The organism is Sideroxydans sp. CL21, from assembly GCF_902459525.1.
In the GTDB taxonomy this organism is placed as follows: Bacteria; Pseudomonadota; Gammaproteobacteria; order Burkholderiales; family Gallionellaceae; genus Sideroxyarcus.
The window spans coordinates 2,340,776-2,361,398 of the sequence record NZ_LR699166.1 but is presented as its reverse complement, the minus strand read 5'-3'; the positions used below and the strand labels follow the sequence as shown (position 1 = coordinate 2,361,398).

General features: G+C 58.3%; 20 protein-coding genes. All 20 read left to right on the top strand.

Features of this window, described 5'->3' with window-relative positions:
- The first annotated feature begins 112 nt into the window (after window positions 1–112).
- The 20 genes from leuA to QOY30_RS10865 all read left to right on the top strand — a co-directional run bounded on the left by leuA (window position 113) and on the right by QOY30_RS10865 (window position 20,623).
- Window positions 113–1,810: a 2-isopropylmalate synthase gene (gene leuA / locus QOY30_RS10960; protein ID WP_283744654.1), complete on the top strand. Its 1,698-nt coding sequence runs from the start codon at window positions 113–115 to the stop codon at window positions 1,808–1,810.
- 169 nt (window positions 1,811–1,979) lie between these two features.
- The gene (leuC, locus tag QOY30_RS10955) at window positions 1,980–3,383 is read left to right on the top strand and encodes a 3-isopropylmalate dehydratase large subunit (RefSeq protein ID WP_283744653.1); all 1,404 of its coding nucleotides are present in this window, start codon (window positions 1,980–1,982) and stop codon (window positions 3,381–3,383) included.
- 3 nt (window positions 3,384–3,386) lie between these two features.
- Window positions 3,387–3,623 (top strand): hypothetical protein, encoded by a 237-nt coding sequence (locus QOY30_RS10950; protein ID WP_283744652.1) that lies wholly within the window; start codon window positions 3,387–3,389, stop codon window positions 3,621–3,623.
- On the top strand, window positions 3,623–4,261 hold the full coding sequence (gene leuD / locus QOY30_RS10945; protein ID WP_283746058.1) for a 3-isopropylmalate dehydratase small subunit: 639 nt from the start codon (window positions 3,623–3,625) through the stop codon (window positions 4,259–4,261). Before QOY30_RS10950 ends, leuD begins: the two co-directional genes overlap by 1 nt.
- Before the next feature lie 18 nt (window positions 4,262–4,279).
- On the top strand, window positions 4,280–5,344 hold the full coding sequence (gene leuB / locus QOY30_RS10940) for a 3-isopropylmalate dehydrogenase (protein WP_283744651.1): 1,065 nt from the start codon (window positions 4,280–4,282) through the stop codon (window positions 5,342–5,344).
- Window positions 5,345–5,467: 123 nt separating this feature from the next.
- Window positions 5,468–6,571 (top strand): aspartate-semialdehyde dehydrogenase, encoded by a 1,104-nt coding sequence (asd, locus tag QOY30_RS10935; protein WP_283744650.1) that lies wholly within the window; start codon window positions 5,468–5,470, stop codon window positions 6,569–6,571.
- Between the two features lie 169 nt (window positions 6,572–6,740).
- A complete protein-coding gene (locus QOY30_RS10930) occupies window positions 6,741–9,392 on the top strand; it encodes a motility hub landmark protein FimV (RefSeq protein WP_283744649.1) in 2,652 nt (883 codons plus the stop codon).
- A gap of 55 nt (window positions 9,393–9,447) precedes the next feature.
- The gene (locus QOY30_RS10925; protein WP_283744648.1) at window positions 9,448–10,068 is read left to right on the top strand and encodes a CbiQ family ECF transporter T component; all 621 of its coding nucleotides are present in this window, start codon (window positions 9,448–9,450) and stop codon (window positions 10,066–10,068) included.
- Complete coding sequence (gene truA, locus QOY30_RS10920) at window positions 10,065–10,835, top strand: tRNA pseudouridine(38-40) synthase TruA (protein WP_283744647.1); 771 nt, start codon at window positions 10,065–10,067, stop codon at window positions 10,833–10,835. The genes QOY30_RS10925 and truA overlap by 4 nt, the downstream gene beginning before the upstream one ends.
- A 20-nt stretch (window positions 10,836–10,855) precedes the next feature.
- Window positions 10,856–11,491 carry a phosphoribosylanthranilate isomerase gene (locus QOY30_RS10915; RefSeq protein WP_283744646.1) on the top strand — a complete coding sequence of 212 codons (636 nt, stop codon included), beginning with the start codon at window positions 10,856–10,858 and terminating at the stop codon, window positions 11,489–11,491.
- Window positions 11,466–12,680 (top strand): tryptophan synthase subunit beta, encoded by a 1,215-nt coding sequence (trpB, locus tag QOY30_RS10910; protein ID WP_283744645.1) that lies wholly within the window; start codon window positions 11,466–11,468, stop codon window positions 12,678–12,680. The genes QOY30_RS10915 and trpB overlap by 26 nt, the downstream gene beginning before the upstream one ends.
- Complete coding sequence (gene trpA, locus QOY30_RS10905) at window positions 12,677–13,474, top strand: tryptophan synthase subunit alpha (RefSeq protein WP_283744644.1); 798 nt, start codon at window positions 12,677–12,679, stop codon at window positions 13,472–13,474. The genes trpB and trpA overlap by 4 nt, the downstream gene beginning before the upstream one ends.
- 12 nt (window positions 13,475–13,486) lie before the next feature.
- Window positions 13,487–14,371 (top strand): acetyl-CoA carboxylase, carboxyltransferase subunit beta, encoded by an 885-nt coding sequence (accD, locus tag QOY30_RS10900; protein WP_283744643.1) that lies wholly within the window; start codon window positions 13,487–13,489, stop codon window positions 14,369–14,371.
- A gap of 5 nt (window positions 14,372–14,376) precedes the next feature.
- Window positions 14,377–14,727 (top strand): DUF3147 family protein, encoded by a 351-nt coding sequence (locus QOY30_RS10895; protein ID WP_283744642.1) that lies wholly within the window; start codon window positions 14,377–14,379, stop codon window positions 14,725–14,727.
- A gap of 14 nt (window positions 14,728–14,741) precedes the next feature.
- Window positions 14,742–16,007, top strand: a complete 1,266-nt coding sequence (folC, locus tag QOY30_RS10890; protein WP_283744641.1) for a bifunctional tetrahydrofolate synthase/dihydrofolate synthase — start codon at window positions 14,742–14,744, stop codon at window positions 16,005–16,007.
- Between the two features lie 18 nt (window positions 16,008–16,025).
- Entirely contained in the window at window positions 16,026–16,688 is a 663-nt protein-coding gene (locus QOY30_RS10885) for an SPOR domain-containing protein (protein WP_283744640.1), read from the top strand.
- Window positions 16,689–16,696: 8 nt separating this feature from the next.
- Complete coding sequence (locus QOY30_RS10880; RefSeq protein WP_283744639.1) at window positions 16,697–17,176, top strand: CvpA family protein; 480 nt, start codon at window positions 16,697–16,699, stop codon at window positions 17,174–17,176.
- 34 nt (window positions 17,177–17,210) lie between these two features.
- On the top strand, window positions 17,211–18,737 hold the full coding sequence (gene purF / locus QOY30_RS10875) for an amidophosphoribosyltransferase (protein ID WP_283744638.1): 1,527 nt from the start codon (window positions 17,211–17,213) through the stop codon (window positions 18,735–18,737).
- A 174-nt stretch (window positions 18,738–18,911) separates the two neighbouring features.
- Window positions 18,912–20,078 (top strand): O-succinylhomoserine sulfhydrylase, encoded by a 1,167-nt coding sequence (locus QOY30_RS10870; RefSeq protein WP_283744637.1) that lies wholly within the window; start codon window positions 18,912–18,914, stop codon window positions 20,076–20,078.
- Window positions 20,079–20,080: 2 nt separating this feature from the next.
- Window positions 20,081–20,623, top strand: coding sequence for a CinA family protein (locus tag QOY30_RS10865; protein WP_283746057.1), 543 nt, complete (start codon window positions 20,081–20,083; stop codon window positions 20,621–20,623).

Genomic DNA, 20,623 nt, shown 5'->3' with positions numbered 1-20,623 from the left:
TTGTTGCCAATAAGTCAATTTTTAGGGTGAATTACGCAAGCATCTGCCGTGGGCGTTTTATTAATATGTAACTCATTGAGTTCTTATCCAAATTACTTAAGGAGTGATCATCATGTTGCAACATCCCGAAACCAAATACAGGCCGTTTCCGCCAGTCGATCTTACAGACCGTCAATGGCCGAACCGCACCATCACCCAACCGCCGATCTGGATGAGTACCGATCTGCGCGACGGCAACCAGTCGCTGTTCGAGCCGATGAACGGCGAACGCAAGATGCGCATGTTCCGCATGCTCTGCGACATCGGCTTCAAGGAGATCGAAGTGGCGTTCCCTTCGGCGTCCGCCACCGATTTCAATTTCGTGCGCGAACTGATCGAGGGCGGCCACATTCCCGAGGATGTGACGATCGAAGTGCTGACCCAGGCGCGCGAGCACCTGATCCGGCGCACGATGGAATCGCTCCGGGGGGCGCGGCGTGCCATTGTGCACGTCTATAACCCGGTCTCGAAAACCTTCCGCGACGTCGTCTTCGGCATGAGCAAAGCGGAGGTCGTCGACATGGCCGTTTCAGCCGTGAAGCTGGTCAGGCAGTTGGCCGCAGAACAGCCGGAAACGGAGTGGGTACTGGAGTACAGCCCGGAAACGTTCACCGCTGCCGAACTCGATTTTTCCCTCGAGATCTGTGATGCCGTGACTGCGGCTTGGGGCGCGACGCCGTCCAACAAGGTGATCATCAATCTTCCCACTACCGTCGAGGTGGCCACGCCCAATGTCTATGCAGACCAGATCGAGTGGATGCACCGCCATCTTGCGCGGCGCGACAGCATCGTGCTCAGCCTGCATACGCATAACGACCGGGGTGCGGCCGTGGCGTCCGCCGAGCTTGGCTTGATGGCCGGCGCCGACCGCGTCGAGGGTTGCCTTTTCGGCAATGGGGAGCGCACCGGCAACGTGGATATCGTGACCCTGGCCTTGAATCTATATACGCAGGGCGTAGCCCCCGGCCTGGATTTTTCGGATATCAACGCTGTGGCGCGCACCGTCGAGCATTGCAACCAGTTGCCCATACATCCGCGCCATCCATATGTCGGGGATCTGGTGTTTACCGCCTTTTCCGGGTCGCACCAGGACGCGATCAAGAAGGGCTTTGCGGTCCAGCAGCCCGGCGAATTCTGGAATGTACCCTATCTTCCCGTCGACCCGAAGGATGTCGGGCGGAGCTACGATTCGGTGATCCGGGTGAACAGCCAGTCCGGCAAGGGCGGCATTGCCTACTTGCTGGAAACGGAGTACGGGATTGTCATGCCGCGTCGCTTGCAGGTCGAATTCTCCGGTGTCGTGCAAAAACATACCGACAGCCACGGCGGAGAGATCAGTGCTGTGGAGATATGGCAACTGTTCTCGACGACCTATCTGGAAACCTCGGAACCCGTGCGCTACAGGGAACATCATCTGTTCGAGCATGGCTCGGCACAAGGCATAAGGCTGAATGTGGAGATTCACGGTACGTCGCACTTGCTGACGGGCGAAGGAAATGGCCCCATCGATGCGGCTGTCCACGCCTTGCAAAGCGCCGGGTTCGGCGTTCAAGTCCGCAGCTATGAAGAGCGCTCAATGAGCGCAAGCAGTGAGGCGGGTGATGCGCGCGCATGCGCATTCATGGAGATCGCGAACATGGAGGGGGGTGCCGGGTGCTACGGCGTAGGGCTGGATTCCAATATTGTTACTGCTTCGATCAAGGCGCTGGTGAGCGGGATCAACCGGGCTGAGTCATCCCTGCAAAGATTGATCCAAAGGCAGGCAGCGTAACTTGTTGGACGAGAACCGAAGTTCAAGATCGGGGTGATCTTGGGCTTTCCGGGCGCAGCGCCCCGTGTTTTGGGCGATTGCCAGCCCGCAAGTATCTGTGACGGTATCGTCGCGGTTTGGGACGCCGCCGCCGCTGTGGCATAATTACCCGCTAAATCGAGGTGTGAAAATGAGCACAAAAACGTTATACGACAAACTCTGGGATTCTCACGTGGTACGGCAGGAAGCCGACGGCACCGCGTTGCTGTACATCGACCGTCATCTGGTGCATGAAGTGACCAGTCCGCAGGCATTTGAAGGCCTGAAACTGGCGCAGCGCAAGCTCTGGCGTACCTCGTCCATCCTGGCGGTGGCCGATCACAATGTGCCGACCACGAACCGTGCGGCGGGCATCGCCGACCCGGTGTCGCGTTTGCAGGTGGAGACGCTGGACGCCAATTGTGCCGAATTCAAGGTGACCGAATTCAAGATGAACGACGCGCGCCAGGGCATCGTGCATGTGATCGGGCCGGAGCAGGGTGCCACCTTGCCGGGCATGACGGTAGTATGCGGCGACTCGCACACCAGCACGCACGGCGCGTTCGCGGCGCTGGCCCACGGTATAGGCACTTCCGAGGTCGAGCATGTGATGGCGACGCAGTGCCTGGTGGCGAAAAAATCGAAGGCCATGCTGGTCAAGGTGGAGGGCGCTCTGGGCAAAGGGGTGACCGCCAAAGATATCGCACTCGCCGTGATCGGCAAGATCGGCACCGCAGGTGGTACCGGCTATGCCATTGAATTCGCGGGCAGCGCGATCCGTGCCTTGAGCATGGAAGGGCGCATGACCTTGTGCAATATGGCGATTGAAGCCGGTGCGCGCGCGGGCATGGTGGCGGCGGATGAAACGACTTTCGCCTACATCAAGGGTCGTCCGTTCGCGCCGCAGGGCGAGCAATGGGACAAGGCGGTGGCGTATTGGCGCACTTTGCATTCCGAGGCAGGCGCACAGTTCGATGCGGTGGTGGAACTGAATGCGGCCGGCATACGTCCGCAGGTGACCTGGGGAACGTCGCCCGAGATGGTGACGTCCATCGACGGGCGCGTGCCGGACCCGGCATCCGCTCCGGACGCGGTGAAGCGCAGCGACTGGGAGCGTGCGCTGGCCTACATGGATCTCAAAGCCAACACGCCGATCGGCGAGATCAGGATCGACAAGGTGTTCATCGGCTCGTGCACGAACGGCCGCATCGAGGATATGCGCGCAGCGGCAGCCGTGGCCAAGGGCAGGAAAGTCGCCGCGAATGTGAAGCTGGCGATGGTGGTGCCCGGTTCCGGCCTGGTGAAGGCGCAAGCGGAAAAAGAGGGGCTGGACAAGGTGTTCATCGAGGCCGGCTTCGAATGGCGCGATCCGGGTTGCTCGATGTGCCTGGCGATGAACGATGACCGTCTTTCGCCGGGCGAACGTTGCGCGGCAACTTCCAATCGCAATTTCGAAGGCCGTCAGGGGCAGGGTGGTCGTACACACCTGGTCAGCCCGGCGATGGCTGCAGCAGCGGCGATCGCAGGACATTTCATTGATGTAAGCAAGGAGTGAATCATGAAACGAATATTCATTTTGCTGGCGTTGTTGATGACGGTGCAGCTTGCACAAGCCGAAGAGGAAAAGAGTCTGCCCAAGAAGATCGGCGATGGCGTGAAAAAAGGCGGCGAAGCCGCCGGACGCGGCATCGAGAAGGGGGCTGACGCTACGGTTAAAGGGCTCAAAAAGGCCGGAGAATGGGTCGGCAAGAAGATGGAACAGGGCGGCGAAAAGTTGAAGAAAGAGAGCAAGTGATGCGTAAATTCGAGTTGCTCGATGGTTTGGTCGCGCCTTTGGACAGGGCCAACGTGGATACCGATGCGATCATCCCGAAACAGTTCCTGAAGTCGATCAAGCGCAGCGGTTTCGGCCCGAACGCGTTCGACGAATGGCGCTACCTCGACCACGGGGAGCCCGGCATGGACAACAGCGAGCGCCCGTTGAACAAGGACTTCGTGCTGAACCAGCCGCGCTACCAGGGCGCGCAGATATTGCTGGCACGCGAGAACTTCGGTTGCGGCAGTTCGCGCGAGCATGCGCCGTGGGCGCTGGAAGATTACGGCTTCCGCGTCATCATCGCGCCGAGTTATGCCGACATTTTCTTTCACAACTGTTTCAAGAACGGCCTGTTGCCGATCAAGCTTGAGGCGGCAAAAGTCGATGCCTTATTCAAGGCGGTCGAGGCCAACGCCGGATACAGATTGAAGGTCGATCTGGAACGGCAGGACATCACGACGCCGGACGGCACGGTATACAAGTTCGAGGTGGATGCGTTCCGCAAGCATTGCCTGTTGAATGGTCTGGACGATATCGGGCTCACCTTGCAGCATGTGGAAGACATCAGGGCTTATGAAACGAAACACCGCGCGGCGCAGCCATGGCTGTATGCGTAATTTTCCGGGGATAACCAAATGAAGATAGCAGTATTGCCGGGTGACGGCATCGGGCCCGAGATCGTCGCCCAGGCGGTCAGGGTATTGGAAGCATTGCGCAGTGACGGACTGAAGATCGAGATGGAATACGCGCCTATCGGCGGCGCCGGCTACGATGCGGCGAAAGACCCGTTGCCGGAAGCGACGCTGGATCTGGCGAAAGCTTCCGACGCGGTGCTGCTCGGTGCCGTGGGCGGCTACCAGTACGACAATCTGCCGCGCCCGCAGCGTCCCGAACAGGGCTTGCTGCGCATCCGCAAGGGGCTGGGGCTGTTCGCCAACTTGCGTCCGGCGATGGTGTATCCCGAGCTGGTGAGCGCGTCGACGCTGCGCCCGGATATCGTGTCCGGCCTGGATATCATGATCCTGCGCGAACTGACGGGCGATATCTACTTCGGTCAGCCGCGCGGCATCCGCACGCTGGACAATGGCGAACGCCAGGGTTTTGATACCATGCTCTACAGCGAATCGGAGATCCGTCGCGTGGCGCATGTCGGCTTCCGGATCGCGATGAAGCGCAACAAAAAACTGTGCTCGGTGGACAAGGCCAATGTGCTGGATACCAGCATGTTCTGGCGCGAGATCGTGACCGAAGTGGCGAAGGAATATCCGCAAGTCGCCACTTCGCATATGTATGTCGACAACGCCGCGATGCAGCTGGTGCGTGCGCCCAAGCAGTTCGACGTGATCCTGACCGGCAACATCTTCGGCGACATCCTGTCGGACGAGGCGTCGATGCTGACCGGTTCCATCGGCATGCTGCCGTCGGCGTCGCTGGATTCGAACAACAAGGGGCTGTACGAACCTTGCCACGGTTCTGCGCCTGACATCGCCGGAAAGGATATCGCCAACCCGCTGGCGACGATCCTGTCGGTGGCGATGATGATGCAATATACGTTTGCCCGTGCGGATGTGGCTCAGCGCATCGAGGCGGCGGTGCGCAAGGTGTTGCAGCAAGGCCTGCGCACCGGCGACATTTATGAAGAAGGCATGAAGAAAGTCGGTTGCAAGGCGATGGGTGATGCGGTTGTCGCAGCCCTGTGATTAATTGAGTAGGGAGAAGAGGATCGGGAGAAGGGTAAAGGCGGTGCAGCAGTATTCACCCTTCTCCCTTGCCCCTTGAGCACCGCAGGTGCGATCCCTTCCCGGTTTAACGAAGGAAAAGAAATGAAAGTAGGACTGATCGGTTGGCGCGGCATGGTGGGTTCGGTACTCATGCAACGCATGCGCGAAGAGAAGGACTTTGAGCTGTTTGAATCGGTGTTCTTCACCACTTCGAATGCGGGCGGTGTAGCGCCTGCCGAAGGCCGCGGCGTGCCATTGAAGGATGCGCATGACCTGAACGAACTGAAGGCGATGGACGCCATCATCTCCTGCCAGGGCGGCGATTACACCACCGAGATATTTCCCAAGCTGCGTGCTGTAGGTTGGCAAGGCTACTGGATCGATGCAGCTTCCACGCTGCGTATGGAAGATCACGCGGTCATCATCCTCGATCCGGTGAATCTCGACCTGATCAGGAAATCTCTGGCGAATGGCGGCAAGAATTTCATCGGCGGCAACTGTACCAACAGCATCCTGTTGATGGGTCTTGGCGGCTTGTTCCATGCAGGTCTGGTGGAGTGGGTATCGTCCATGACGTATCAGGCAGCCAGCGGCGCGGGTGCCCAGAACATGCGCGAACTGCTGAACCAGATGGGGGTGGCCTACAACTCGGTGGCGGATCTGCTGGCCGATCCGAAGTCGGCCATTCTGGACATCGACCGCCGTCTGGCGGAGACGTTGCGCTCGGACAAGATGCCAACCGAACATTTTGGTGCACCGCTCGCGGGCAGTCTGATCCCCTGGATCGACAAACAGCTCGACAACGGCCAGTCCAAGGAAGAATGGAAGGGCTGTGCCGAGGTCAACAAAATACTGGGAACGAACCGGCGTATTCCGGTGGATGGCTTGTGCGTTCGTATCGGAGCGATGCGCTGTCATAGTCTGGCGTTGACGCTGAAGCTGAAGAAAGATGTTCCGTTGAACGAAATTGAAGCGCTCATCAAGGGGGGCAATCCGTGGGTCAAGTTCGTACCGAACCAGCGCGAAATCTCGGTGCGTGAACTGACCCCGGTTGCCGTGACCGGCAAGCTGGACGTGGCTGTCGGGCGCGTACGCAAGATGGAGTTGGGGCCGGAATATGTAAGCGCATTCGTTTGCGGAGACCAATTGCTTTGGGGCGCAGCGGAACCGTTGCGCCGCATGCTCAGAATTTTGTTGGGCAAGTAGTTAGGGTAAGGTAAATCCGGTTTTTTACTGGTGGTTAACGCACGAACTTAAGGGAAAAGTGAGCTTGCATCACTAACCCTATGATGTTAATCTGAATAACGTCTGGGACAACAAATAGGGTGGCGGCGTGCTGAAATCAATTCTAAAAGCGTCAGTTTATATAGCCTGCTTGGCTGGGTCTGGTATCGTCTACGCGGCGGGATTAGGCGGGATTAATGTTACTTCTGCACTGGGGCAGCCTCTGAAAGCAGAGATCGAAGTAGTTTCCGTCGACAAGGCTGACAAATCCAGCATCAAAGCCAAATTGGCTTCAGCAGAAGCCTATAAGAACGCGGGCGTCGACTTTCCTTACAATGTCCCAAAAATCAAGTTCCAGGTTGAAGAGCGTGCCAACGGTGACTCCTATATCAAGGTGACGACTGCCCAGCCAGTGAACGATCCATTTGTCACGCTAATGGTCGAGTTGACTTGGTCCTCGGGAAAATTGTTGCGTGAATACACTTTCCTTCTTGACCCGGTCGATTACAAACCGGAGCAACCCAAGGCGGAAGAAGTCAAACCTATCGAGCCGGTTTTGGCAGTACCTGCCGCTGTTCCCCCCGCGCCTGTTGCTGCGAGCGAACCTGTTGTTGCTCCTGTTGTTGCAGCTTCCGAGCCTGTTGAAGCCCAGCCTGTTGAAGCTCAGCCCGTGGTGGAAACACCTGTTGCCGCTGGAAACCCAGTTGTTGCACCTGCCGCGGAAAGTGCAGTTGCTGCAGCACCGGCTGAAGCTGCGCCAGCCGAGCAAGAGTTGGCGCAGGCGAGTGCTCCGGTCGCGGTGGCGCCCATTGAGACGACACCAATCAAGCAGGATGCTCTAAGCAAGGAAGAGTCGCTGGCGGAAGCCGCACCTGCTACGGCACCCGAACAAATTGTCGTTATGCGCGGTGACACACTTGCCAAAATTGCAGCACAAATCAAGCCTGACAATGTCAGTCTGGAGCGTATGCTCGTCGCGCTGTATCGTGAAAACGCCGGTGTGTTCGATGCACACAACATGAACCGGATCAGGGCCGGAAAGATACTGAATATCCCGCAAAACGACGCTGTCCAGAAGATGCCGCAGGCTGATGCGGTAGAAGAAATACGCGTACAAGCAGCGGATTGGAATGCATACCGTCAAAAACTGGCTGCAGCCCGCACGGCGCGAACAGAGAGTGCAGGTAAACAAGAGGCGGCGGGCAAGATCAGCACGGCAGTAACCGATAAATCGGCTTCAACGAAGGAGCCGGCCAAAGAAGTGCTGAAGCTTTCCAAGGGCGAAGCACCGAATGACAAGGCTGTCGGAGCGGGAAAATCCACTGCCCAAGAGAAGGCCATCGCCAAGGAAGAGGAAGCTATTGCCAAGAGCAAGGCTTTGAAAGAAGCGCAAGAACGTACCGCGATCCTGGAAAAGAACGTACAGGACATGAAAAAGCTGGCAGAGTTGAAAAAGGAATCCGCATCGGTACCTGCATCGGAACCGGTCAGCTCGGTCACGATGAATACAGCCTCTGTCCCGAAACCGGCAAGCAGTGCGATTGCGGCCAAGCCCAGAATTGTGGTTCCTCCGAAGGTTGTTGAACAACCATCCCTGATTGATGAAGTGATGGAAGAGCCGCTCTATCTTGCGGCCGGTGCAGCGTTACTGCTGGCTTTGGGTGGACTGGGCTTCGTAGTGGCGCGTCGCCGCAAACAGGGTGGCAGCAAGAATAAAGCGCCAGCAAAGAAGAAAGATCAAGACGAAGGAAGTACAACCGGGCGTATCGCGGCTCCGGTCTCGCCTTCCCCGGACACCGGTGATTTCACTGCCGCTGCCCAAACAGCTGCTGTAGCCGCAAGTTCCGATTCGGAAGAGGTTGACCCCATTGGCGAAGCCGATCTGTTTCTGACTTTCGGACGCGATGCTCAGGCTGAAGAAGTTCTTAAAGAAGCACTGAAAAAGAATCCGAACAATATTCCGGTGAAGCTCAAACTGCTTTCCATTTATTCGACGCGCAAGGACACTAATTCTTTCTATAGTTACGCACGCGAGATCAAAGAGTCCGGCGATGAGTCTGCATGGAGTCAGGCTGTTTCGATGGGACGGGAGCTGGATCCAAGCAATCCGTTCTATGGTGGTGACGCCAGTGCAGCACCTGCCGCCGAGAAGAAAATTGAGGCGGTTGCGCCAACGGTGGACTTCGATCTGGGTTTCGGTGCAGCGGCACCTGCTGCATCCGCGTTCGCCAATCAAAACACGATAGTGCTCGAAGCGCCGACATCGCAAGAGACGACCGCCATCATGTCGTCGGATGTTTTGCACAGCGCTACTCAATCAACGCCAATGGATTTTGACATCACCGGAACTAATCCGGGCTTCCCTGCGATGAAGCCTGCGGGAGGAGCGCATGAGGATACGACGGCGCTGAGTATGGATGATCTGGTGTTCGATGTGACCGCGACCCACCCTAGGGTGCCGGTTTCCGCAACGCCTGCACCGACCGCGCCGTCGAAAGATGAGGGGCTCGCATTTACGCTCGATTTCCCGTTGGAAAGTCCGGTGAAAACAGTCGCGCCTGCTCCTGATCTGGGTTTGGGTGAGATCAGTTTGAACATGGACAACCTGAGGACCCCTTCGGGGGCTGGAGTTGCTGAGCCGAAGAACGAACATTGGCAGGAAGTTGCCACCAAGCTCGATCTGGCCAAGGCATACCAGGAAATGGGCGATGCAGCCGGTGCGCGCGAAATTTTGGAAGAGGTGTTACGCGATGGCGACGATCAGCAGCGTGAGTCCGCGCAAACTCTGATGCAGCAGTTGTAATTTGCCGGAGTTAATTGAACGGCAGCCTCACGGCTGCCGTTTTCATTTGAACGATATGAAACTCATTCCACATCCCGCTGTTCAGATACTTGTCTGGGTGTTGCTTGCCTTGCTGGCGCAACGCTTGCAGCCCATGGCTTTGCTGGCACTGAGCACTGTATTGTTCGGATTGGCATTGAAACTTTGCGCCAAGCAATTGCTGAGTCTGCTCCGGCGCACACGCTGGATATTGTTCTCCCTGTTGTTGATATACGCCTTTACGACACCGGGCGCCGCCGTGTGGGGGAAACTTGGTGCTATTTCACCAACCTGGGAAGGCCTGCAGGACGGAATGTTGCAACTGGGCCGCTTGTTGAGCGTGCTGTCAGGGCTGGCGATCCTGCTGGAGCTGTTGCCGCAGTCACTGCTCATCAGTGGTCTTTACACTCTGGCATATCCGCTACGCTGGTTAGGCCTGTCGCGTGAACGCATCGCCGTGCGTTTGGCGCTGACGCTGGAATATGCCGAATCGACCATGCGCGATACGGCGAGCGATTGGCGCTTTACCATCCGGGCTGCCATGCAGCCAGCGACAAGCGGAGCAGAGCATATCGAATTGCAATTGCATCCGTTTCGCATTGTCGATGCCTTGATACTGGTATTGGGTGGGGCAGTATTGGCGGGAGTGTGGCGATGAGGATCGCGCTCGGCGTGGAATACGACGGCAGTGCTTACAACGGATGGCAGAGCCAACCCGATGTGCCGAACGTGCAGCTTGCGTTGCAAGCGGCGCTGGGTGAAATTGCGGGCGCAAACATCGCCATCCTTGCTGCGGGACGCACCGATACCGGTGTGCATGCGCTGGAGCAGGTCGTGCATTTCGATACGGACGCTAGCAGGCCGCTCAGTGCATGGGTGCGCGGAACAAATGCACTGCTGCCGCAGGATATTGCCGTGTTATGGGCGCATCCCGTTGCGGATGAATTCCATGCGCGTTTTTCTGCGCAGGCACGCAGCTATCAGTATGTGCTTGTCAACCGTCCTTCGCGCAGTGCGGTACATCACGGCAAGGTGGGTTGGTTTCACGCGCCGCTGGATGTTGAAGCGATGCAGTCCGCCGCGCAATTCCTGCTGGGCGAGCACGACTTCAGCGCTTTCCGTTCCTCGCAATGCCAGGCCAAGACCCCTGTGAAGAACCTGGTTCAGCTCGATATCCGGCAGCAGGGCGACACGATCATTTTCGATCTGACGGCCAATGCCTTCCTGCATCATATGGTGCGCAACATTCTTGGTTGTCTGTTGTATGTAGGAAAGGGCAAATACCCTCCGCAGTGGGTGCGCGAGGTGCTGGTAGGGCGCGACCGCAAGTTCGCGGCGCCGACCTTTGCCCCGGATGGCCTTTATTTGCGTCACATCACCTACGATGCGAAGTGGGGCCTGCCTCAAGGTACAATGCCATCTTGATTTTGAGTTGAAGCATTCAAATGAACCGAAACACCAGAACACGGATAAAAATCTGCGGCATCACGCGCGGGCAGGACGCATTGGCCGCGGTCAGCAATGGTGCGGATGCGCTCGGTCTGGTGTTCTATGAGAAAAGTCCGCGCCACGTCAGCTTGCAGCAAGCGGCGCAACTTGCGCGTGCCATTCCCCCCTTCGTCACTATGGTTGGATTGTTCGTCAATCCAGCCGTTGAATATGTGCGCGAAATCCTGGCACAGATTCCGCTGGATATGCTGCAATTCCACGGTGAAGAAGAACCCGAGTTCTGTGCGCAGTTCGGCAAGCCCTATCTCAAGGCGATCCGGGTCAGGAACGGGGTGGATTTGATACAATGCGCGGCTCGTTACTCCGCTGCGCGGGGATTGTTGCTCGATGCCTTCATCGAGGGGGTGCAGGGTGGCACCGGCGAGTCGTTCGACTGGACGCTCATTCCGCAAGGTCTGCCGTTGCCGGTGATCCTGTCCGGCGGTTTGCATACGGGCAATGTTGCAGCAGCGATCACGCAAGTGCGGCCTTACGCGGTGGATGTATCCAGCGGCGTGGAGGCTGCAAAAGGAATCAAGGACGCGGCGAAGATCGCCGCGTTCATCAATGAGGTCAAACGAGCAGATGTATAACTATCCAGACAGCACGGGGCACTTTGGCCAATTCGGCGGTATCTATATGGCCGAGACGCTTATTCCGGCCGTGGAAGAATTGAGCCAGCAGTATCTGCGTTTTCGCGACGATCCCGAATTCAAGGCCGAATTCGCCTACGAACTGAAACATTACGTCGGCCGTCCGAGTCCGATCTATCATGCCAAGCGTTTGTCCGAGAGCCTGGGCGGTGCGCAGATATACCTGAAGCGCGAAGACCTGAACCATACCGGCGCGCACAAGATCAACAACGCCATCGGCCAGGCCTTGCTGGCCAAGCGCATGGGCAAGAAGCGCGTGATCGCGGAAACCGGTGCGGGCATGCACGGCGTGGCGACAGCGACGGTGGCAGCACGCTTCGGCATGGAATGCATCGTCTACATGGGGGCGGAGGACATCCAGCGCCAGGCGCCCAATGTGTTCCGCATGAAGCTGCTGGGCGCAACAGTGGTGCCGGTGGAGAGCGGCTCGAAGACGCTCAAGGATGCGTGCAACGAAGCGATCCGCGACTGGGTCACCAACGTTGAAAGCACGTTCTACATCTTCGGCACGGCGGCGGGCCCGCATCCGTACCCGATGATGGTGCGCGACTTCCAGTGCGTGATCGGCAACGAAGCCAAGGTGCAGATGCCGGAAATGATCGGACGCCAGCCGGATGCGGTGATCGCCTGCGTCGGCGGCGGCTCCAACGCCATCGGCCTGTTCTATCCCTACATCGAGGAAAAGAGCGTGCAGATCATCGGCGTGGAAGCGGGTGGTCACGGTATCGCCAGCGGACAGCATGCCGCGCCGCTTACCGCGAACGCCAAGGTGGGTGTGCTGCACGGCAACAAGGTGTACCTGATGCAGGACGAGAACGGCCAGATCATCGAGACGCACTCCATCTCTGCCGGTCTGGATTATCCCGGCGTCGGTCCCGAGCATTGCCTGTTGAAGGATCAGGGTCGTGCGCAATATGTTGCGATCAACGACGACGAGGCACTGGCCGCGTTCGATGCGCTGTGCCGTTTCGAAGGCATCATCCCCGCGCTGGAATCCAGCCATGCCTTGGCGTATGCGATGAAATTGGCGCCGACTTTGGCCAAAGACAAAGTGTTGCTGGTGAATCTCTCCGGCCGAGGCGACAAGGATATGAACACCGTGGCTCGTATCAAAGGAATCACGCTATGAGTCGCATCGACACAACCTTCGCCAAACTCAAACAGCAGCAGCGCAAAGCGCTCATCCCCTTTATTACCGCAGGTGATCCGTCGCAGCAACTCACCGTGCCGCTGATGCATGGGTTGGTGGCGGCAGGTGCGGATGTGCTTGAACTGGGTGTTCCATTCTCCGATCCGATGGCGGACGGCCCGGTGATCCAGCGTGCTTCCGAACGTGCACTCAAACACGGCATGTCGCTGCGCGGCGTACTGTCGATGGTGGCGGAATTTCGCAAACAGGATACGACCACCCCGGTGGTGTTGATGGGTTACGGCAACCCGATCGAGGCGATGGGGTGGGAAGCATTCGCCCGGCGTTGCGCGGAAGTCGGCGTGGACGGCGTGCTGACCGTGGATTTTCCGCCGGAAGAAAGCCACGAAGCGTTCGAGCATCTGCAACGCCACAACATCGCGCCCATTTTCCTGCTGGCGCCGACCACCAACGAGGCACGCATAGCCCAAGTCGCCAAGCTGGCGCGCGGTTATGTGTATTACGTTTCGCTCAAGGGCGTGACCGGTGCGGGCAACCTTGACCTGTCGGCCATCGAGCAAAAAATCCCGCAACTGCGCAAACACATCAAACTGCCCATCGGCGTCGGCTTCGGCATCCGCGATGCGGCGACAGCCAGGGCTGTATCCAAATTGTGCGATGGCGTGGTGGTGGGCAGCCGCATCGTGCAGGAAGTCGAAAATTCGACCGCACAAAATGTAGTCGCCAATGTGGGCAAATTGGTGAAAGAATTGCGTCTAGCAATCGATCAATAAGAGGAGAGCAACATGAGCTGGTTTCAAAAACTGTTACCCCCCAAGATCAAGCGCCGCGAAAGTGCAGACATCAAAAAGAGCGTGCCTGACGGCTTGTGGCACAAATGCCCGTCCTGCCAGGCCGTGCTGTATCACGCCGACCTGGAAAAGAACCATAGTGTCTGCCCCAAGTGCAATCACCATCACCGCATCACCGCGCGCACTCGTCTGGATTGGCTGCTGGATAACGAAGGCCGATTCGAGATCGGCGCCGAAGTGTTGTCGGTCGATACGCTGAAATTCAAGGACCAGAAAAAATACAGCGACCGTCTGGTCGAGGCGAGAAAGAAGACCGATGAGGACGATGCCTTGATCGTGCTGCAGGGCAGTATCCATGCCCTGCCTGTCGTGGCCGCCTCATTCGAGTTCGATTTCATGGGCGGTTCGATGGGCTCCGTCGTCGGCGAACGTTTCGTGCGCGGCGTGCAGGTTGCGCTGGAACAGCAATGCCCCTTCATTTGTTTTTCAGCCAGCGGCGGCGCGCGCATGCAGGAAGGACTGCTGTCATTGATGCAGATGGCCAAGACCAGCGCTGCGCTCACGCAATTGAGCGAAGCCAGATTGCCCTTCATTTCCGTGTTGACCGATCCCACCATGGGCGGTGTCTCGGCCAGTTTTGCTTTTCTCGGTGACGTGGTTATTGCCGAGCCCGGTGCGCTGATCGGTTTCGCCGGTGCGCGCGTGATCCAGCAGACTGTGCGCGAGACCCTGCCGGACGGTTTCCAGCGCGCAGAGTTTTTGCTGGAGCACGGTGCCATCGACATGATCGTGGACAGGCGCCAGATGCGCGACCAGTTGGCGACGCTGATCACTTTGCTGACCAAGCAGGATGCGGTAGCGAAGCTGGAGGCGGCTTAACACTGATGCTTTACTACGTGCTCAAGGTAGGGATTTCCGCATTCGTCATCGTGGCGATAGCGGAGATCGCCAAACGGAGTACCGGCTTCGCCGCCTTGTTTGCTGCAATACCGCTCACTTCCTTGCTGGCGTTCATGTGGATGCACGTCGAGGGCGCTGAATCCGCACGTATTGCCGAGCTGTCCAGCCAGATATTCTGGCTGGTATTGCCATCCCTGATCCTGTTTCTGCTGCTTCCGATACTGCTCAGGCAAGGACTGAACTTCTGGTTAAGTCTCGCGATTTCCGTTGCGGTTACCGCAGCTTGTTACCTGGCGATGCTGCCCTTGTTGCGCAAGTTCGGCGTGCAGTTGTAATCGCGAAACACAGAATGCCCAATACCCTGGCTGACTGGCTGACCTACCTCGAATCCCTGCATCCAAAAACCATCGCGCTCGGTCTGGAGCGCGTGGCGCAAGTCAAACAGCGGCTGAATCTCCAACCTGATTTTCCGGTCATTGTCGTAGGCGGTACCAACGGCAAGGGTTCGGTATGCGCCATGCTGGAATCCATTCTTCACGCTGCAGGCTACAAGGTTGGCTGCTATACCTCGCCGCATCTTTTGGATTACAACGAACGGGTGCGCATCGCCAAACAGCCGGTGAGCGATGCGGAACTGTGTGCTTCGTTTGTCCAGATCGAGCAGGTGCGCTGTGATATACCCTTGACCTACTTTGAGTTTGGCACGCTGGCCGCGATGCAATGCTTCATCGCGCATCGGGTGGACGTTGCCATCCTCGAAGTCGGGCTGGGAGGCCGGTTGGATGCGGTGAACGTATTCGATGCGGATTGCGCGGTGGTGGCCAGTGTAGATATCGATCATGTCGATTATCTGGGAGACACACGAGAAAAGATTGCGTTCGAAAAGGCTGGCATCTTCCGCCGGGGGCGGGTGGCGATCTGTGCAGACAGCGATGTGCCGCAGGCGATACGCACGCAGACACAGCAGGTGGGTGCGGAGCTGTGGTGCATCGGGAGCGAATTCGGGTTTGCCAGGCATGAAGGGCAATGGGATTACCGCAGCAAAATCGGCTCGCGCAGTGCCATGCCTTATCCGGCCTTGCGCGGTGCATTTCAGTTGAACAATGCCAGTGCTGCATTGGCAGCGCTGGACGCCCTCAAAGGCAAATTGCCGGTGAATATGGGTGTCGTGCGGCGCGGGCTGGTTGAGGTCGAGCTTGCCGGGCGTTTCCAGTTTGTGCCGGGCAAGCCGCAGTTGATCCTGGATGTCGCACACAACCCGCACGCGGCGCGTTCGCTGGCACAGAATCTTGCCAATCTTCCGCCCGCGAAGACCTTCGCCGTATTTGCCATGCTCAAGGACAAGGACATGGACGGGGTGGTGCGGGCGCTGGATGCGCAGATCGACGTCTGGCTGGTCGCCGGGATCGATGCACCGCGTGGCGCGACGGTCGCCGAACTGGCGCAGGTGCTGCACAATGCGCAGGTTCAAGGTGAGGTTAAACCCTGCGCATCCATCGCCGATGCTCTGCATGAGGCCAGCAATCGGGCCGGCGAAAATGATAGAATCACGGCCTTCGGATCATTCTATACGGTGGCGGAAGTGATGCGGGCGCGCGGGATGCGCGGCGGCTGACCTTTCAGGCATAGCGCAATGGCAAAACAGACGACGGAAGAAGAATTCAATTTGAGGCGGCAGACGAGACGCCGCTTGATCGGTGCAGTGGCGCTGGTTTTGCTGGTGGTGGTTTTGCTGCCGGTGGTGTTCGACAGCGAGCCCGCACCCAAGGCGGGCAACGACATCGAATTGCGCATTCCGAACAAAGACAGCGCAGGCGATTTCCAGCCCAAGATCAACTTGCCGGAATTGGACAAGATGGCTTCTGCAGTAGCTGCGACCTCCGACGCGGCAAGTGCACCGGTAGTTGCCTCTGCACCCGTAGCCACTTCTGCGCCTGTTGCGGCAATTGTGCTTTCCCCGGTTGCAAAGCCTGTTGCGCCAGCTCAGGCGGTGAGCAAACCCAAGCAGGATGTAAAGTCCAAGCCTGAATCCAAGCCCAAAGTCGAGAGCAAGCACGCCGCACAGGCAGTGCCGAAGACGGGCTGGGTATTGCAAGCCGGTGCCTTCGCCAATGCGGATACCGCCAGGATCTTGCAAGCCAAGCTGAGCAAACAGGGTTATCACGCTTACACAGAGAAAGCGGGCGGCGTCGTACGCGTGCGTATAGGCAGTTACCCGACACGCGAAGCCGCAGAAAAGATCAAGAGCAAACTTGAAAAACAGGGCACACATTCCAATGTGCTCAACCTCGAATAGGTTAGTTTGTGACTTCGTTTGATTACGCGGTCATTGCGATCATCCTGTTGTCCGCATTGGTGGGCTGGTGGCGCGGTTTCATGTATGAGCTGTTCTCGCTGATCGGCTGGGTCGCAGCCTACATTGTGGCGCGAACCTTTTCGGCACAGGCGTTACCGTATGTACCCCTGGCGGTGGGCGAGCAGAACATCCGCTCGGCGGCGGCATTTGCGGCCCTGTTTATCGCAACGCTGATCGTGGCTGCGTTGTTCGCCTGGTTTCTGGCGCGGCTCGCGAAGTTCGCCGGCCTGTCCGGGATGGATGGCAAGTTCGGTGCGATATTCGGCATGTTGCGCGGCGGTCTGGTGGTGATCGCGCTGGTGTGGCTGGGCGGGTTGACCGATCTGCCGCAGTTGCCGTTCTGGCGCAATGCCTTGTCGAGCAAGCCGTTGCAGGAAGCGGCCCTGTATGCCAAAGATTATTTGCCGGAAGATGCGGCGCGGAAATAGACTGATCAATTTCAACTGGGAAGCATAAACGTATATGTGTGGGATTCTAGGTGTCGTTTCGCAAAGTCCGGTCAATCAATTGCTGTATGACGGGCTGCAAGTGTTGCAACATCGCGGGCAGGATGCGGCAGGCATTGCCACGCTGGAGCGCAATACCTTCCATTTGCATAAAGGCAACGGGCTTGCACACGATGTGTTCCGCACCCGCAACATGCGCGCGCTGACCGGCAATGCCGGCATCGCCCATGTGCGATATCCGACGGCAGGCTCCGCTGTCGATCACAACGAGGCGCAACCGTTCTACGTGAACTCGCCGTTCGGCGTGGTGCTCGGGCACAACGGCAACCTCACCAACACGGCGCAGCTACAAAAGGAATTGTTTCTCGATGACATGCGCCATGTGAACACAAACTCGGATTCGGAAGTGCTGCTCAATGTGCTGGCACACGAACTGCAAGCGAATGCGACGAACTTTCGTCTCGATCCAAAGATCATTTTTGCTGCGGTTGCCGCCGTGCATCGCCGCTGTCGCGGCGCATATGCGGTGGTAGCGATGATCTCGGGTTACGGTTTGCTGGCATTCCGCGATACACACGGCATCCGGCCGCTGGTGGTGGGCTCGGCCAATACGGATAAAGGTGTTGATTATCTGGTGGCGTCCGAAAGCGTCGCGCTGGATACGCTGGGCTTCAAGTTCTTGCGCGACATCGCGCCGGGAGAAGCGGTGTTCATCGATCTCGACGGCAACTTCCACAGCCAGCAGTGTGCCCAGCATGCGGAACTGAATCCCTGCATCTTCGAGTATGTCTATTTCGCACGCCCCGATTCGATGATCGACGGCATCTCGGTGTACGAGACGCGCCTGAACATGGGTGAATACCTGGCGGAAAAGCTTCTGCGCGAATGGCCGGATCACGACATCGACGTGGTGATTCCCATCCCCGATTCCAGCCGCCCCAGTGCGCTGCAATTGGCCAACCATCTCGGCATCCCGTTCCGCGAAGGGTTCGTGAAGAACCGCTACATCGGCCGCACCTTCATCATGCCGGGTCAGGCGATGCGCAAGAAATCAGTGCGCCAGAAGCTCAATGCCATCAGCGTCGAATTCAAGGGCAAGAACGTGCTGCTGGTGGACGATTCCATCGTGCGCGGCACCACCAGCCGCGAGATCGTGCAAATGGCGCGCGATGCCGGGGCGCGCAAAGTGTATTTCGCGTCCGCCGCACCACCCGTGAAATTCCCCAACGTTTACGGCATCGACATGCCCAGCCGCAAGGAACTCATCGCCACCGGCCGCACCGACGAAGAGATCTGCCGCGAGATCAGCGCCGACCGCATTATCTACCAGGATCTCGACGACCTGAAGGCGGCGGTGCAGAAGTGCAACCCGAATATCACCAAATTCGACTGCTCCTGTTTCGACGGCGAATACATCACCGGCGACATCACGGCCGACTATCTGGATCGTGTCGAAGCCGCGCGTGCGGGCGGCAAAGCGAACAAGACCCTGGAAGAGGACCAGCTGGAACTGGATTTGGTGATGAGCGCGAGCTCAATGTGATGCGTTGACAATTCGCGGCGGAGGGTGTTACTTTCTGTCTGCGCCGATTTGAGGAACAGCTTGCGGGCGCGTTACAAATACTGCTAAAGCGAGGGAAACCCGGTTTAGCGCTAAGCTTTCCGGGTTTTTTATTGGCGGCACTGTCGGCGTGGACAGGCCGCAAGGACGAAGAACATGACCGAATCATACCAACCGGAAACGCTGGCGCTGCGCGCGGGCAGCGTGCACAGCCAGTTCCATGAGCACAGCGAGGCGCTGTTCCTGACTTCCAGCTTTACCTTCGACAGCGCGGAACAGGCAGCAAAACGCTTCATCGGCGAGGAGCCGGGCAACATCTACTCGCGTTTTACCAATCCCACTGTCACCATGTTCGAGGAGCGACTGGCCGCGCTGGAAGGTGCAGAGCAATGCGTGGCGACGTCATCCGGCATGTCCGCCATCCTGTCCGCCTGCATGGGCTTGCTCAAGGCAGGCGACCATGTGGTTGCGTCGCAGAGCATCTTCGGTTCGACGGTGAACCTGTTCAACAACGTACTGAAAAAATTCGGGGTGGAAACGACTTTCGTTTCCGCCACCGATGTCGGGCAATGGCAGGCAGCGGTGCGCACGAATACCAAGCTGTTCTTTCTGGAGACGCCGTCCAATCCGCTGACCGAGATTTCCGATATCGCGGCGATTGCTGCGGTGGCGAAATCCTGCGGCGCGCTGCTGGCAGTGGACAACTGTTTCTGCACGCCCATCTTGCAAAAGCCGCTGGAGCTGGGGGCGGACATCGTGATCCATTCCGCGACCAAGTACATTGATGGCCAGGGACGCGTGCTGGGTGGCGCGGTGCTGGGCAGCAAAAAATTGATGGAGCCTGTGTACGGTTTCTTGCGCACCACCGGCCCGACCATGAGTGCGTTCAACGCGTGGGTGTTCCTGAAAGGGATCGAGACACTCAAGCTGCGCATGGACGCGCACAGCGCGAATGCACTGCAACTGGCGCAATGGCTGGAGAAGCAGCCCAATGTGGCGCGCGTGTTCTATCCCGGCCTGCCGTCGCACCCGCAATATGCACTGGCGCAGAAACAGCAAAAGACCGGCGGCGGTATCGTGGCGTTCGAGGTGAAGGGCGGCAAGGCTGCTGCCTGGAGCGTCATCGACAACACCAAGTTGCTTTCCATCACCGCGAACCTGGGCGACACCAAGACCACCATCACCCATCCGGCGACCACGACGCATGCGCGCATCTCGCCCGAAGCGCGGGCGGCGGCGGGCATCGGTGACGGGCTGATCCGCATTGCGGTAGGTCTGGAAGCGGTAATCGATATCCAGAACGACCTGGTCAGGGGGTTATGAAGATGAAGCGGGCAAAGAAGAGGGCGCGTCCCGCAGTTGCAGGCGGACAGGATTCGGGGAAACTGTTGGCGCAGCAGGTTGGCGCCGCGCTCAAGCAGCATGGCATGATGCTGGTGACGGCGGAATCCTGCACGGGTGGTGGTGTGGCGCAGGCGGTTACCATGATATCGGGCAGTTCCGACTGGTTTGATCGCGGCTTCGTGACTTACTCCAACGGTGCGAAAGAAGAAATGCTGGGCGTATCACCGGATACGCTGGAGGCGCATGGCGCCGTGAGCGAGCAGACGGTGCGCGAAATGGCGGACGGTGCGTTGCAATACAGCCGCGCCCAGGTGGCGGTCTCGGTGAGCGGCGTTGCCGGGCCCACCGGCGGCTCGCCGGAAAAGCCGGTCGGCATGGTCTGGTTCGCCTGGGCGACCAACGATACCGTGCGCACGGCTTGCCATCAGCTTTCCGGCGACCGCGATGCGGTGCGCGCGAAATCGGTGCAAATCGCCCTGCAAGGTGTTGTTAACATTTTGAATAACAGCACTAAGATCGTTTGA